This is a genomic window from Agarivorans sp. B2Z047 (assembly GCF_023373605.1).
GTDB classification, from domain to species: Bacteria; Pseudomonadota; Gammaproteobacteria; order Enterobacterales; family Celerinatantimonadaceae; genus Agarivorans; species Agarivorans albus.
Genome location: NZ_CP088080.1, coordinates 91,500 through 107,029, shown reverse-complemented (window position 1 = coordinate 107,029; position 15,530 = coordinate 91,500). Strand labels below are relative to the sequence as shown.

The window sequence follows — 15,530 nt, the reverse complement described above, 5'->3', positions numbered from 1 at the left end:
CAGTTCTAGTTGCTCACTCTGTAAACAAATTTGTGCAGTGTTAAGTTTTAGATGTAGAGCAATTTGCTCGCACCTTGCAACCTTGGTTTAGGCCGGTTGTGCGTGTGATTAGGCCGTTTGCCTGACACATCAGTGATTAACATTGGATGGTGGGAATACTATGGAACAGTTTTATTTTACTTATTACGTAAACTACTTTGCTCGAAAAGCTAACAAACTTAAAAAGGTAAAAGTACACTCATAAGTTGCTCTCGGTAGCATAGGCCTTCTCTGCGGTATCTGGAAAGAATTGATAAGACCTAAAAGCCAGCTTTGCTTGCAAAGCTGGCTTTTTTTATTTTTAGCTGCTTAAGTTAGCTTCACAACAACATGTAAGCCTGGCTGTTGGTTCTGCAGTTTAATCTCGCCTCCATGCAAACGAACAATCGCTCTCACTAGTGGCAAACCCAGACCGTAACCAGGGCTATTGCGGCTACTTTCTAAGCGATATAAACGCTGAAATACTTTGTCTAATTCAGCCTCTGGAATACCAGGGCCATTGTCGCTCATGGCAAAGCCATTAGCCTTAACGCTTAATTGAATTTGCGCTTTCTCACCGGCATATTTGCTGGCGTTTTCTAGTAAGTTATAAACCGCTCGAAACAACAGAGTGGCATCGCCTTTTAAATAACACGCTTGCTCCACATGTAACGAAACAGTTTGCTGGCGCTCGGCGCATAAGGGCTGAATCAGCTCCACGGCATCTTCAGCAATCTGCTCCAACTCTACTTCACTAAAGCTAGATTGCTGCTGATGTTCTAAACGGGTAAGCTCCAGCATCGAGCTAAACGTCGCTAATATGCCATCCAGCTCCTGCAGCATACTCCCTAATTGTTCAGGACTTACTGCTTGCTGTTCGCTATCGAGTAACGCTTGCTCTAGCCGCAAACGCAAACGGCCCAAAGGAGTACGTAAATCATGCGCAATGGCATCGGTTACCCCGGCGATGGCATCAAATGAATGCTCGACCTGCGCCAACATTTTATTGATGTGCGTGGCCATATGATCAAACTCATCGTTACGCGGACTCAACACTACTCGAGCACTTAACTCACCCGCTTCCACTTGTTGAGCAATACGATTAATGCTGTTTACCCGTCGCAATACTTGCGCCGAGAAAAACCACCCCGTCACAATGCCTAAAACCAAGGCCAAACTTAGTGCAACAATACTTGCCTGAATAAAGTGTTCACGTAAATCAAACAGCGCTTCGTCGTCGCTGGCTACCATCAGCCGACCACCTTCCAGAGTTTGCACGCAGCCAGAATAAAGACGGATTTTGTTGTAGTTGTAGACGGGGAAACGCTTTAATGCCGGGCACTGAGCCAAGCGTTTGGGAATAGCATCTAAGCGCCCATAGGTTGTTTGACCATTATCAAAGGCCAGTACAAATTGGCGAGATTGCTCAGCTTGCAATAAAAACTGGCTGATAAAGTCTTGCGAGTTTAACTCTTTAGCTAACAAGCTTTGTTGCTGAATCAACTGGCCAAGCTGCTGGTCTTGACTCCGACTTAGCTGGCCAATGCTTAGCTGATACAGTACCCACAACAAAATCCCCACTACTAGCATCAGCAGTGCGGTATACATTCGAGTTAATCGCCAAACTGAGCTAGTGCGGGTTAACCGCCACATATAGCCAGTTTGACGTTTACTTTTCCACCATGCGGTAACCCACGCCACGCACGGTTTCAAGTAAGGGGCTATGGCCATCCAGCTCTACCTTTTTTCGTAAACGTGCCACATGCACATCAATAACATTGGTTTGTGGATCAAAATCGTAATTCCACACCGCTTCAAACAACAAGGTGCGGGTAACAACCTGGCCAGCATGCTCCATTAAATAGCGCAATAACTTAAACTCTTTTGGCTGTAGCTGGATCTCTTGCTGGCCTCGCCATACCCGCCTTGCTAATAGGTCCATGCTCAAGTCGGCTACTTGTAGCTTGTTTAAACTTGGCTCTGTTTGACCACGCTGACGCTGCAGCAAAATCTCGATGCGCACCAACAACTCTGCTAAGGCAAAAGGCTTAACTAAGTAATCATCGCCGCCCTCTCGCAAGCCTTTGACTCGTTCATCTACGCTGTCTAAGGCACTAAGTATTAGCACTGGTAAGTGCTTATTAGCATTACGCAAGGTAGACAACACCGTTAAACCATCAAGTTTGGGCAGCATGCGGTCTAAAACAATTAGCTGATAGTCCTGCTCTAAGGCCAGAAATAAACCCTCTTGCCCATCACTGGCTGCATCTACTTGATAGCCTTGCTCACTAAGCGCACGCTGCAAAAACTGCTGAGTAGTGAGATCATCTTCTACGATTAGTATTCGCACATTGCTTACCTTAAAAATGCCAAGAGGCAACACATTGGCTGCCTCTACTTTTGCGCTTAATGTTTTAAAACCGGAATGGTTTCACCACTTGCCACATCAACAATCACTCGCTGCTTGCCTTGCTCACCCAGTAGTTTGAATTTGTAAAAGGTAATGCCTTTTTCATTCTCTAATTCAAACTCAATAACCTGCGCTTGGTATTTGCTGTTCAGCATGGCCACAGTTTGTTGCAGGGACAGCTCAGATTCTGCTAGCTGCTCAAGCGCTATACGCTCGTCTTCATCTAATTTGCTTACACCCAATATGCTTAGCTTGCTGCTTTCGTTTTTAAGCATTTCGCCATCGGCTAAGCTTAGCTTGAGTTTATGCTTTTGCTCTTGAGCAAGGTTTACTACATCTACTTCATAAACAGCTTGGCCACGGTAATCATCTAACTCTAGCTCGGTAATTTGTCCTGGATAAGTGTTGTGCACTTTTTCAATTGCTTGCTCTAAGCTAAAACCGGCTTTTTTGATTGCTAAAGCAGAAAGCGCATCATCATCGGCCATCACCGCTGTAGACGTTAATGCAACCGCAGCAGCAACACAGATTTTTTTCGATAATTTAATTGGAAGTTTCATTTGGCTAATCCTCGTTGTGTAATCGACATGAGCAGATTACTAGAACCGCCCTTACCGCAAGGTGGCCACAACATTACATTTTGTTCATCTTAAAAAAAACCGAGACTAGCTGAGCAATAAGTACCTAGCCATTGCCCAAATGATAGCGTTTATAAGAATAAAATAAACGATTAATCAAATAGTTCGGTGCTTGTTTTAGCGGTATTTTTAGTACTGCGCCAAAGGCTCGGTAGTAAATTTTCGCAAGACTTCGGCTAAATGTTCCGCTTTGTCTTGGTGTTTGTTGTGCAGGAAATGATAAAGCGGTACTTGGTCGAGCACAGGACTCACCACAGTGATTTGTTTATGCCAATACTTTTTAATAACGTATTCGCCAAGTGACAGGGGCAATACAACTACATCAACGCGCTCTCGGCCGAGCATAGTGAGCGCTTGATGGGCGGTATTAAAAAACTGAGTACTGTTGTGCTTACGCATCTTTTCTTCTAGAAACAAATGCCCTCGCACCCCTGCTACTCTGTATTGCTGCAAGCTTTGCCAATCGCTCACTAGCGCCTTGTCTTTTTTTACAAAGGCAGCAATGGTGATATGGCCTACCGGCACCGGGATCAAAATATGATTAGGTAAGTAACTGGCGGCATAGCGGGTTCTGGCTAGCTCGGCATCAATATCATGATTATCTCGCGCATGACGTAGAGAGCGCTTGGCAGGCATAGGAACAATTTCCACTGTGTAACCTAGCTCTGAATAAGCAGCAGTTACCGTATCACTTACATGAGGATAAGCAGCGATGGTTTTAACGGTAGAGATGCGCAAACTAGGCTCAGCACTCAAATAACCACAACAGAGTGTTAGCATGATCAAACAAACAGTTCGCATGCTATTTCCTTAATCTCAAAAGAAAGTAATAACTGACAATCTACTTTTTAGTGTAGTTGATTACTTCTCAAATCAAGTCACATCACTGACAAATTTGTTTATTTATTGACCTGGCTTAATATAAGGCTCATTCAGCCGCTGCTTAAATAGCTGAATTAACTGTTGATTGGCATTGCTCTCGGTGGGTAAACGGCCATAGCCGTAATATAGAGCGAAGGCATCTTCATGGTAACTATGAAAGTTAAAATGGGTTTGGTACTGATCGACAACGTCTAGCACGTCACTCACCCATTGCAAACCACCGCGTTGCTGTTCAAAGCAACCGCGAATGCAGCCAAATTCACCAAGATAAAGCGGTACTTGGTGCTGCTCGCCCCAACGCTCCATGGGCTCAATCATTTTCTCAATGAGTTGTTTGTCCCAAGCAACAATATCTTTAAGCCCATGTTGAAAATCTAAACGCAACTGTACACGGCTAGCAGCACCGGTTCCACGGGTTTTCACCCAACCAGAGATTTGATAGAAATGACCAACTTTAGGCACAACAAACTGTTGCGAGCTGCCATTATTGGCATCGCTGGTTGTCGCGCTAATCTGCAATATATCTTCACCTCCCTGGCGAAGGTGTTGCGAACGACCACGCTGATTAGCCGACCACAAGTACCAATCTGCGTGTTGGCTTAGGTCAATTTTCACTTCACGCAGAAGCTCCTTACCATCTGGTGCATATTCATTAATCACCACCTGCTTGAACAAGCTATCACCAGCATTATTTGCCGATACGAGGGCTGGATAAATCAAATCAATTTTTGAGTCTTGGTGCTGTAGTTTCTTTCCTTCTACAAACTGCCAATCGCTGTCGGCGTTGATTATTGGGTTATCAAACTGGGCGCCATACCAACTAGGTGAACCAATCACTTTCAGCCTATCGGGATCAGGATAAGAGGTTGGAACTTGGTATTGGCGTAACCATGAGGCTTGCTGATGGCTAAATGCCATTGGCTCATAAAAGTGATATTGGTAGACAACATTGGAATCTGCCAACTTAAAGAAGTTTTGCTGCTCGTCGATTTGCCATTGGTTTTTCACAGCCAACAAGCGCTCTACAAAAATCATTTGTTGCTGGTTAACTTGTCGAATTGCCGTTACTAACTCGTTAGCAAGATCTTCCCACTGCTGTTTACTGCGTGTAGTGACCGGTTCGTTAAGTAAATCTAAGGCAGCTACATTGGGGTGGCCTTGGTAACGCTTGGCAATGGCTTGCCACAGACTAATTAGTCGCAGCTGATTTTCACGCTTATCCCACAAGGCATCGCCCGCACCATTAGATTGAAAACCGCCTTGGGGAACATGAATATTGAGCACAAGATAAATGCCATGCTTTTCTGCCCACTGCACATTTTTATCTAACCAATCCCAACCCGACTGGTGGTATTTATAGGGCGCACTGTCGCTCTCAAAGGTTTGATAATTTAGGTAGAAACGAATGCTATTAAAGCCCATTTCTTTTAGGCGAATATAATCTTGCTCGTTGTGATGTTGGCTTGGAATGCGAGTATTAGCCCATACCTCATTGCCAAAGGCCACGCCTTTTAAACGTACTTTTTCACCTTTGCCATTTACAATAAAACGGCCATCAACTCGCAGACGCAAGTTGTCATCATAGGGTTTAGCGGATTGGTAGACTTGAACTTGTTCGAGAGCCATATCGGGCTTGCCCCCTGCAGCACTGCAGGCCAGCAAATTAAGTAAAACCGTTGCAACTATTACTGATAAAACAAGCCGCATGACTCTTTCCTTTTAAGGCTAGCGAAACCACATTACGATTATAAGCAGCGCTACAAAGAGAAACTAAAGCCAAGTTCAACTAATTGAAGAATATGAAAAATCGTTACGAGAGATAAAAAAGCGACATCAATTACAAGTTAAAAACTAAAAGGCAGGGCAGCTTGTCGTATATATGCCGTAAGTCATTGACGGTAAAATAGTATATTTTTCTTGCCGGTACTCAGTAACTTGCCTTTCACACCAAATAACAGCGTCTTCATATTCCTCATAGCCATTGCCATTTGCGTTCCAGCATTGATTCTCATCTTCATAGCTGTCCCATGGAAGCAAAGCTTTTGATTCAGTGATTCGACATGATGAATAGGTATTTGGATCGTCTCCACCACCTTGGTCTAAACAAGCAAACAATAAAGGGCATATTACTAATACTGAAAGGGACTTATTTAGCCAACTAATAGACATCTAACTCAAAGCCCTCTTTGAAAACCACTAAACTGCTACATGGCACACTAAAAAACACTGTTTCAGATTCTACAAATTTAATCTCTAGTTCAGCGAAAGCTTGGCAGTCGATGAGCGAACCTGACTTGGGTGCCAACTTTATATCTTGCCCATAGATATCTAGATACAGGCTATCCGATGAATGATTTCTTAATTTAAGAAAGCGTTCGTTATGCTCCGTCACCACAATACCAAATAACGGTTCTGATAGTTCCGAAGCATAAGAGCTAAAACACCCGAGTAACAAGATTCCCAAAGTGAACTTACCCAAATCGTTGTTCCTTAACAAAAAAAGCCACTTTATCAAGTGGCTTTTGATATTTCAATCAACAGTTTGTAGCTTAGGCTTTATCAAGCGCTTGGCTAACGTCGTTGATGATGTCACCGATGTTTTCAATGCCTACCGAGATACGGACTAAATCGGCACTTACACCTGCTTTTGCTAACTCTTCATCATTTAACTGGCGGTGAGTGGTGGATGCTGGGTGACAAGCAAGCGATTTAGCATCACCAATATTCACCAAACGTAAAATCATTTGCAGGGCATCAATAAAGCGGCCACCAGCTTCTTTTCCACCTTTAATGCCAAAGCTCAAAATGCCAGAGGCTTTACCACCAACAATCTTTTCGCACAGCTCATTATAAGGGCTGGTAGGCAAAGCAGCGTAGTTTACCCATTCAACCTTTGGATGTTGCTTAAGGTAAGCAGCTAAGTTTTCAGCATTTTCACAGTGGCGCTCCATTCGTAAACCCAGCGTTTCCAAACCTTGTAAAATTTGGAAAGCATTCATCGGTGATATAGCCGCACCAGTGTTACGCAGTGGTACTACGCGACAGCGGCCAATGTAGGCCGCAGGGCCTAGCGCTTCGGTATACACCACGCCATGATAAGACGGATCTGGCTCGTTTAAGATTTTAAAGCGCTCTTTATTCGCCACCCAGTCAAACTTGCCGGAATCAACAATAATGCCGCCAATAGAAGTGCCATGCCCGCCAATGTATTTAGTTAATGAGTGAATAACGATGTCGGCACCTAGTTCAATCGGCCGACATAAAAACGGCGTAGCAACGGTATTATCGACCATTAAAGGTAGACCGTGTTTATGGGCAATTTCGGCTAACTTAACCAAGTCCACTACGTTGCCTGCTGGGTTACCAATTGACTCACAGAAAATTGCGCGAGTATTTTCATCAATAGCCGCTTCAAACCCAGCGTAATCGTCTGCCGATACCATGCGCACATCTACGCCTTGTTTAGGGAAACTGTGGGCAAACAAATTGTAAGTTCCACCATACAACTGGCTAGTGCTTACGATATTAGTGCCCACTTCACAGATACACTGAATCGCGTAGGTAATGGCAGCCATGCCAGAGGCCAAAGCAAGACCAGCAATGCCTCCTTCCATAGCTGCAACCCGCTGCTCTAGCACGTCGGTTGTAGGGTTCATAATACGGGTATAGATATTACCCGGAACCTTTAAATCAAACAGATCGGCACCATGCTGAGTATCATCAAAAGTGTAAGACGTAGTTTGATAGATAGGCACCGCGGCCGCTTTAGTGGTAGCTTCCGATTGATAACCATGATGAAGTGCTAAAGACTCTAATTTCATTACTGTTCTCGCTGCTAAAGGAATAAAACAACCCTGTCTGCCGCTGCAAATACTGCGGCAATTCCATTTATTACTGGCCACCAGCAATAAACCGAGGATCAACGTAAAGTGTTAGTTGTAGCCTAAACTACGCTACAAAAGATAATAGAAGTATCGCGCTTTGTGATCCATCACTAGGGGCTGTTTATCTTTAGAGCTAATTTTTGTCAGCGACTTAGGTTATTCCCATGTTGTGCCAACGGTAGGTTTTCCAGCGCCAGTGGTTAATCAGGCCACGGATAACTTCGTCTAAAGCAAAACAGGCCCAAGCGCCAATAATGCCAAGCTGCCAAGAGATAGAGCAAAGATAAATAATGGGCACCACGCCCCAAATAAAAGCAACCCCAACAGTGGCGGCAAACCTGCCATCGCCCACCGCTTTTAAGCCCATTCCGGCTACAATATTGATCGCCCGAAACGGCTCCATCACGATACAAATAATCAGCAACCATTTGGCATAGAATGCAACTTGTGGGTCGTCACTAAACAAGCTAATCAAGGGCTGATAACACCACGCAAATAAGCTCATATTGGCAAAAGCAAACAGCATGGCTAGCTTAATACAGCGATTGTATGTGGCGTCTACTTCATCCAGCTTTCGCGCTCCCATGTGGTGAGCCATGATGATTTGCCCAGCGGCCGCCAAAGACCAACTCACCGCCATAGAAATAAACAAAAAGCGCAGAACAAAAGTATAAGAAGATACCGCAAGCACACCTAAACTCGCCAATATTCCCGCTACTACGATTTGCTGCAAGGTATAGTTAGCAGGCTCGGCTGCTGAGGGAATAGCAATTTTCATCAGCGGTTTTATCACTGCACGCATGCGCGGCAATATTGCCCACGTAAACTCAAAGCTTACTTGCGCTTTTATGTGCACAATCAGCATCACCACCACACAAGCAAAGGCATAAGACAACACTGTGCCCAAAGCGATGCCTTTTAAGCCCATGGGCTCAAGCCCAAACCAACCAAAAAAGAACGTCGCATTTAGAAATATATTCATCACATTGGTGAGCAGCGAGGCCAACATGTTCCAGTTGGTCATTGCTTTAGCCGCTAGAATTGAGCCATAAGCACAACGCAACCCAAAGAAGCCAAAGGTGAAGGCCATAATGGCTAAGTACTCTTCTGCGTAAGTTTGCATCTGCACAGGGAAGTTAAGCCAAAGTGCTATATTGTCGAAATTAAGGTAGGTAAACAGACTAAATGCTAGACCAGCCAGGCCCAGCAACACCACATTAGTCATAAATACCGGCACGACTTTATCAAGCTTATTCGCCCCGTAATACTGAGAGGCGGCAGCCGTGCCACCGGTCGAGAGCATTGGCAGCACAAAAAAGCCAATCCATAGGTAAGGCATTAATAAACCCGCTGTCGCGGCGGCCTCTTCTCCCAACAGGCTAAGAAAGTAAATATCGGCCATTACAACAATGCCGCCGGTAAGCTGCTCAATTAAAATAGGCCACGCCAAACTAAACAATTTGAGTTTATTTACTGCGGCTTGCGGCATACTTCGGCTCCGGTGTTGGGCAACACTACATTGTAACCAGCTAAAGCACTTATAAGCTTACGATTTTCACTTTAATTGTTATTTTTCTTAAATTTGCAGCGAAGCCTCAATAAACCTTAAAAGCTGTGCATGCTATTTCATTAACTTCGCTAACAAGCGATCACAACCCGCTTTAAGTGCTTGCAACTCTTCTAGGGGTAAATCAGCTTGGCATAACATGGCTTGAGGGATTGCTTCGGCTGGCCCACGCATTGCTACACCTTGCGGTGTAAGGCTAATAACTCTTACTCGCTCGTCTTGCTCCGATCTGGCTCTAAGCACTAAACCTTTAGCCTCTAAGCGCTTTAATAGCGGGGTTAAGGTGCCTGAATCCAAGTGAACGCGCTCACCCAAGCTCTTCACACTTACGCTATCGTGCTCCCACAACACCATCATTACAATGTACTGTAAATAAGTAAGATCCAGCTTATCCAACAGTGGACGATAAGCCCGTCCCATTGCGTTCGAAGCACTGTACAGGGAGAAGCACAATTGCTTATCTAAACTCAGGCTAGCTACATGGTTTTGCTGTTTACTCATCACTGCACTCTAATGTTTCACTAAAAATAAATTGTGCACAATATACTTGCATTTCGTTTTCGCCTCAACTAAAGCTGCAGACAACTAAATTGCACACAACTTAAAAATAAAAGGTAACGATGATGACAACTCTATACACAACTTCAGCAACTGCACTAGCCGGCCGCAATGGACAAGTAAGTACCGACGATAAAAAACTAGATTTAGCATTAAGCTATCCAAAAGAGATGGGCGGAAGCGGCGAAGCCACTAATCCAGAACAGCTTTTCGCCGCAGGTTATGCAGCGTGTTTTTCTAACGCTATTTTGCATGTGGCTCGAGAAGGTAAAGTGGCCATTAAATCTGCCCCTACAACCGCTACCGTAGGCATTGGCCCTAACGACAACGGCGGCTTTGCGCTAACCGTTTCGCTTGCGGTAGAGCTTGAATTAGAACAGGCTGCAGCGGAAGAGTTGGTAAAAGTGGCCCACCAAGTTTGCCCGTATTCAAACGCGACTCGCGGCAATATTGATGTAAAACTGTCAGTAAATGGCGCTGCCTTATAAGCCGCTGCTCAATAAAAAAACCAAGCTTAGGCTTGGTTTTTTCACTATTTGTCTTTGTCTAACAAAGACTGTCGCTGCCGCTGATATTCTTCATAACTCACGTCGGCTTCATCCATGCAGCTTAAATAATCTTGATGATTAGTTTGCTTGTCACACTGTCGTTGCTGGTTGCCCTGCATGGCATGGTAGGCCTGCTGCTGGCTGCAAGCGCTGGTTATCAGTAAACTAAGAATGATTAGGGTTCTTCGCATTGCTAAACTCTCCCTCACACTGCGCTTAAGCAACTATATTAGGCAACTTTCTCAACAAACTCCTTATGAGAATTGTCAGCAAGTCAATTCGTCAATGCTTAGCTGGTTGCTTAAGAATAGAACCCCTTGTACATACTAATATTTTGCAGCCTTATCCCCAGCCGAAGCAGCTGATTATGCGACACAACAGCAAAGCCTTGTTTGCTAAAAAAGTCTTTGGCCACCAATGAGGCATCTACTCGTAATCCGGCAAGCTTTTGTTCTCGAGCAATGCTTTCAACATGTTGATAAAGCGCTTGGCCCACTGCTTTTCCTTGATGCTGCGGCGCAACATAAAAGCAATCAATATAGTCTGCTGCTAATTCAATAAATCCTAGCAACTGCTTATCAGCTAAGGCTAAAAAGCAGTGTTTGCTTTTCAAGCGCTGTTGCCAGCGATAATAGTCTATATCTAGCGGCGCCCACGCAGCTTTTTGTTCTTTAGAATAAAACTCATCGTCGATGGCATGCACTGCTTGGGTGAACAAATCGGCCACTGCTTGGCAATATTCATCGGTGTAAGCCGTGATAGTGACCATCATGGCAATAATCTCGACAAAGCTTGATTAATATCTAGCAACGTCGGCTCGCCATTAGGACTAAGCAAATAAGCTAGAGCAACTATATTGAGTAGCACCGTACAATAATAACCCCAGCGAAAAGACTGCTTTTGAGTTTTATGCCGCAACGTTTGTTGGGCGAACATCGCACCTGGCCAGCCACCAATAAGCGCAAACACATGCAGCTTGAGCTCTTGAACACGCCAGCGACCGGCTTGCGCTGCCGATTTATCTAGGGCGTATAAAGCAAAAGTAACCACACTCATAACTACATAGAACACTAGCAAAGCCAGTGGCAGTTTTTGCAATAGCACCAAACTAAGCAGTAAAACAAAGAAAGCCAACGCAGGGATGCCCGCTCGCTTGGCTAAACCATTTGGCTTATTAGAAAATGCTGGCTTACTACCCACTAAACGCAGCTGCTTAGCGCAGAGACGACCTTGTTTATCCTTCGCTAAGGTGCAATTAAGCCAATGGCCAACTAACTTTTCTGGGTCGAGCTTTTTGTCCACAAAGCTGCTTATGTGCACAAACAACTGCTTAGACTCGCTATTCAAGCTGAGAAAGCCAAAACCCTTAGCCCGATTCCACGAGGCCAATTTTGCTTTAGCCATTTTCACCTCGGCCTTTTATCGCCAAGTTTTGGGCAAAGCGCTCAATCTGTTTTGCCATTAGCGGATTGGTATTAGCGAGTCCTTTAGCAACGCCAAGCTGATTTTCGACACTATGATTTTGGCTCTGCTTAAATTGCGCTTGCCAGCTATCAATGCTTATTTCAAAACCAACAATGGCTTTATTTAACTGTTCAATAAACTTATCGGGTGCATCGCTCACTTGCCAAGGCTGACTTTGGGCTTGCTCGTTTTGCTCAGTTAGCCTTTGCAACAAACTTAACTTCCAAGCAAGATCATCTTGTGTAGTCATGGTCCCATTAATATGCACAGCTTGGTAATTCCAAGTTGGCACCACTTTAGGGTTACTTTGTTTTGAAGGGTAATAATTAGGAGAAACATAAGCATCTTCCCCTTGAAACACCACCAAAGCAGCTAGAGGATTAAGTAAACGCTTTGCTAAAGGATTAATGCGAGCAATATGCCCTTGCAAACACCAACTATCTTCAGCATTCTTAGCCAGTAGTAGAGGTACGTGATCGGCCACTAAACCCGCTTCACTAACGGTACTAATACAGGCTAAAGGATATTCGCTAATCAGCGTAGATACTTGATGCCAATCTTGTTGCTTAAAATGCGTTGGTATATGCACGTAGTGTTGCTCCCTGTTGTTCTGCTAAATACTCTCACGGAACGGGAGCGCTACACTAGCCTTAGTTGGGCAATTATGGTGTGTACATTTCGGGCTCTTTCGATAAGGTCATGGCATAACCTGCGCTAGCCAAGCCCTCTACATCGGTAGCTTTTACCTGCATTTCTCCGCTAATCCAAACCACTTCCCATGGTTCTATCATATCTATTCCCTTGGGATGACTAACGTGAATAATTTGATTAGGTGGTGGCGGTGGTAAATGCAAACACGCGCCAAAAAATGGCACTAAAAAGAATTCGGTGATTTTGTTGCCATCACTTTCTAATGGCACAATAAAACCGGGCATACGCATGTTTTGCCCATCGAGAGCATGAACTAAGCCACCAGTTTTAATTTGTGGGGCACGTTCATCTAACTGCACATCATGATTGATGGGTGCGGGCTTTTGACCACGCTCCAGCTCAGGAATGAGTGTTTGCCATGGGTTCGCCGCAGCTAACACACTCGGGCTAAACAGAACCAGTAAACTTAAATATATAATACGCAACATAAAAAGACCTTTAAGCCCGACTTGCGCCGGGCTTAGCTTAGTAAATCAATTAGCGTCTAAAGCGCCACGCATAACATTGTAAATAGCGGTATTGTCTACCGTACGACCCACAAAGGCGTGTGAATTTAGACCCCAAGATGCAATAGGCACATCTACGTTAGTGTGGCTTCCCCACTTCCAACTTACCTCTGGTACAACACCGATACCGTTGGTTTTCTCAAGTACCAAACCACCGGTTTCGTGGTCTGCAGTTACAATCACCATGCTGTCGCTGCGTAAATCAGACCAATTAACCACTTCTTCCACTGTCTTATCAAAAGCAATGGTTTCGTGAATTAAGCGCTCTTCATCGTTGAGGTGGCCAGCAAAGTCGATTTGTGAACCTTCTACCATCAATACAAAGCCATTTGGATTTTTCGATAAGATTTCAATCGCTACTTGGGTCATTTCATTCAACTGTGGAATGTCTTGCTCTTCGTAACTTTTTTGATCTCCCAAAGGCAATATGTAAGGAATTTCATCTTCACCAAAAATACCGGCAAATAGAATTTCTGCATTTGGGTCGTTAGCAGGTAAAGCCGCTACTGCAGGAATCATATCGGTTTTGTTTTTCACGATAGTGTAGCCACCTAGGTCAGCTTGCTGGCTAATCACATCTACGCCATCAACTTGCTTGCTACCACATAAGGCTACGTTAGGTTTTACATCGCCAAACATGCTTTTTGAAAGCGTCACAAAATCATTTCGATTTGGACCATGTGAAACAAAGGCCGCAGGCGTTGCGTGAACACAGTGTGACGTTGCCACAATACCTACCGATTTGCCCTGCTTTTGCGCATATTCCATGATGGTTTCTAAATCAGAGCCATCTCCCGGACGAGCTTGTGCAATGGTGCCAGATATGGCTTTACGACCAGTTGAGATTGCCGTGGCTGCCGCCGCTGAATCGGTGTAATAGTTCATGCCTAGCTCTGCCAAGTTCTCGTAACCCAAGGTATCGGCACTGGCAGTTTTAATATCGCCGCGATGCTTACCAGACTCTAGGAATAAGGCTTCACCCATGTAGGCGCGAGTAATATCAATTTGCCCGTAACCCATACCGTCACCAATCATCAATACAATGTTGTTGGCTGATTCAAGATCAATGACATCAATCTCTTGGCTAGAACTGGTTTGAGTCGCTAAACCTTGATTGGTGGTTAAGTTTACTTGGTAACGACCGGTAGCATCAGCACTGGCCAGTTTGCGAATGTCGCTAATGGTTTGGCTATCATCGTCAGTTAGGGTAACGCTCATGTCACCTTCTGTGTCCCAGTGGTAACTTTGCGCAAAGGTGCTGCCGTCTGCCGTTAAGCTGGTAGGCAAGTTAGCCACAGTTACGGTGTCGTGACCAACCACTGCACGTACTTTTGCCAAGGTAAGTGGCACAGCTTGCTGACCATCACCCAAAGTAGACAGTGAAAATACGTAGCTGCCCGCTTCTACCTGTGCCGACATTTTGCCGCCTGGGTAAGTTGTCAGTGACGACTCACCTTCGGTTAAGCTAATTGGCTGATTATCTAAAGAGCCATAAACCAATGGTGAATCGATGCCTTGGTGTAAGTTAAAGCTAATGGTACCGGCTTCTGCAAAGTTCATTTGTAGTTGGTAGTTACCTGCACCGGCATAGCTAAATTGGCTGCTTTCGTCGGCGGTCCAGTCGTTGAAGGTGCCTACTAGGTACATAGCTTGGCTTAAATTATCAACGTCACTATCGGTGATGTTTTCAATCAACAATGTTGGATTGTCGATGGTGGCTGAAGCATCAAGGGTAAAACGAAATACCTGATCTTCATCGTCGGCAACGGTGATATCCATGTTTTGGTTACCAAAGTCATCGTACTTGCGTTGCAGTTCCATTGGGATATCAAATACCACTTCAGCATCGGCGTCTTCACCAATCGCTAAGTCGCGCTCGGCACTCCAGCTTGGGTCAGAGATTTTGAAGGAGTACTCTCCTGGCTGCATGCTAAATAAGGCAATGTATTCACCGTCGCCTTGGTAGTGCAATTGAGCTTCTGGGCGCGAAGACCAGCTATTCATAGAACCCTTGATATACAAGCGACAATCTTTGTTGGCGTCGGCAGCAATTTCTTCATCGCTACATTTAAACGGCCCTAAATCAATACTGTCGGCGATGGGTGGATCGAGATACACATATTCAGTATCACTATTACAACCGACTACAGCAGATGCGATAGACACCCCTGCAACTACTTTTAATACTTTCCCTAAACGCATTACATTTCCTCAATAAGTACTGATTAACTTGCGGATACATCGAAATAAATACCGCGGGAAAGCTAGCTACGATTAATGACACTTATATTAAGCCTATGAATCAAAAGCGGTTTACCATCAAAGTAAATGAGCAATTAAGCTC

17 protein-coding genes are annotated in these 15,530 nt (G+C 44.7%); 1 reads left to right on the top strand and 16 read right to left on the bottom strand.

The genetic code is table 11. The features are described from left to right. Positions 1-348: 348 nt before the first annotated feature. From LQZ07_RS00515 to LQZ07_RS00470, 10 genes are all read right to left on the bottom strand, one after another. On the bottom strand, positions 349-1,749 hold the full coding sequence (locus LQZ07_RS00515; RefSeq protein WP_227981483.1) for a HAMP domain-containing sensor histidine kinase: 1,401 nt from the start codon (positions 1,747-1,749) through the stop codon (positions 349-351). Continuing rightward, positions 1,688-2,368 (bottom strand): response regulator transcription factor, encoded by a 681-nt coding sequence (locus LQZ07_RS00510; protein WP_016400004.1) that lies wholly within the window; start codon positions 2,366-2,368, stop codon positions 1,688-1,690. The genes LQZ07_RS00515 and LQZ07_RS00510 overlap by 62 nt, the downstream gene beginning before the upstream one ends. Before the next feature lie 56 nt (positions 2,369-2,424). Then, positions 2,425-2,988, bottom strand: a complete 564-nt coding sequence (locus LQZ07_RS00505) for a PepSY domain-containing protein (protein ID WP_152783910.1) — start codon at positions 2,986-2,988, stop codon at positions 2,425-2,427. A 207-nt stretch (positions 2,989-3,195) separates the two neighbouring features. Continuing rightward, the gene (locus LQZ07_RS00500; RefSeq protein ID WP_152783912.1) at positions 3,196-3,867 is read right to left on the bottom strand and encodes an ABC transporter substrate-binding protein; all 672 of its coding nucleotides are present in this window, start codon (positions 3,865-3,867) and stop codon (positions 3,196-3,198) included. A 102-nt stretch (positions 3,868-3,969) separates the two neighbouring features. Then, entirely contained in the window at positions 3,970-5,655 is a 1,686-nt protein-coding gene (locus tag LQZ07_RS00495; protein ID WP_152783914.1) for a glycoside hydrolase family 5 protein, read from the bottom strand. Between the two features lie 144 nt (positions 5,656-5,799). Then, positions 5,800-6,117 (bottom strand): hypothetical protein, encoded by a 318-nt coding sequence (locus LQZ07_RS00490; RefSeq protein WP_152783916.1) that lies wholly within the window; start codon positions 6,115-6,117, stop codon positions 5,800-5,802. Further along, positions 6,107-6,427 (bottom strand): hypothetical protein, encoded by a 321-nt coding sequence (locus LQZ07_RS00485; protein WP_152783917.1) that lies wholly within the window; start codon positions 6,425-6,427, stop codon positions 6,107-6,109. The genes LQZ07_RS00490 and LQZ07_RS00485 overlap by 11 nt, the downstream gene beginning before the upstream one ends. A gap of 70 nt (positions 6,428-6,497) precedes the next feature. After that, positions 6,498-7,769, bottom strand: coding sequence for an O-acetylhomoserine aminocarboxypropyltransferase/cysteine synthase family protein (locus LQZ07_RS00480; RefSeq protein WP_152783919.1), 1,272 nt, complete (start codon positions 7,767-7,769; stop codon positions 6,498-6,500). A gap of 214 nt (positions 7,770-7,983) precedes the next feature. Then, entirely contained in the window at positions 7,984-9,321 is a 1,338-nt protein-coding gene (locus tag LQZ07_RS00475; protein WP_152783921.1) for an MATE family efflux transporter, read from the bottom strand. A 132-nt stretch (positions 9,322-9,453) separates the two neighbouring features. Further along, complete coding sequence (locus LQZ07_RS00470; protein WP_152783922.1) at positions 9,454-9,900, bottom strand: MarR family winged helix-turn-helix transcriptional regulator; 447 nt, start codon at positions 9,898-9,900, stop codon at positions 9,454-9,456. 122 nt (positions 9,901-10,022) lie between these two features. On the opposite strand from LQZ07_RS00470, the gene LQZ07_RS00465 reads away from it, so the two are divergent. Then, a complete protein-coding gene (locus tag LQZ07_RS00465; protein WP_152783924.1) occupies positions 10,023-10,445 on the top strand; it encodes an organic hydroperoxide resistance protein in 423 nt (140 codons plus the stop codon). Positions 10,446-10,489: 44 nt separating this feature from the next. On the opposite strand, the gene LQZ07_RS00460 is transcribed toward LQZ07_RS00465, so the two are convergent. From LQZ07_RS00460 to LQZ07_RS00435, 6 genes are all read right to left on the bottom strand, one after another. Then, positions 10,490-10,696, bottom strand: a complete 207-nt coding sequence (locus LQZ07_RS00460; RefSeq protein ID WP_152783926.1) for a hypothetical protein — start codon at positions 10,694-10,696, stop codon at positions 10,490-10,492. Between the two features lie 110 nt (positions 10,697-10,806). Continuing rightward, on the bottom strand, positions 10,807-11,277 hold the full coding sequence (locus tag LQZ07_RS00455) for a GNAT family N-acetyltransferase (RefSeq protein WP_152783928.1): 471 nt from the start codon (positions 11,275-11,277) through the stop codon (positions 10,807-10,809). Further along, positions 11,274-11,909 carry a DUF1294 domain-containing protein gene (locus tag LQZ07_RS00450; RefSeq protein WP_152783930.1) on the bottom strand — a complete coding sequence of 212 codons (636 nt, stop codon included), beginning with the start codon at positions 11,907-11,909 and terminating at the stop codon, positions 11,274-11,276. Before LQZ07_RS00450 ends, LQZ07_RS00455 begins: the two co-directional genes overlap by 4 nt. After that, positions 11,902-12,558 carry an FMN-binding negative transcriptional regulator gene (locus tag LQZ07_RS00445; RefSeq protein WP_152783932.1) on the bottom strand — a complete coding sequence of 219 codons (657 nt, stop codon included), beginning with the start codon at positions 12,556-12,558 and terminating at the stop codon, positions 11,902-11,904. Before LQZ07_RS00445 ends, LQZ07_RS00450 begins: the two co-directional genes overlap by 8 nt. A gap of 73 nt (positions 12,559-12,631) precedes the next feature. After that, on the bottom strand, positions 12,632-13,108 hold the full coding sequence (locus tag LQZ07_RS00440; protein ID WP_152783934.1) for a DUF3299 domain-containing protein: 477 nt from the start codon (positions 13,106-13,108) through the stop codon (positions 12,632-12,634). 45 nt (positions 13,109-13,153) lie between these two features. Then, positions 13,154-15,388, bottom strand: coding sequence for an alkaline phosphatase (locus LQZ07_RS00435; RefSeq protein ID WP_152783936.1), 2,235 nt, complete (start codon positions 15,386-15,388; stop codon positions 13,154-13,156). Positions 15,389-15,530: the final 142 nt, after the last annotated feature.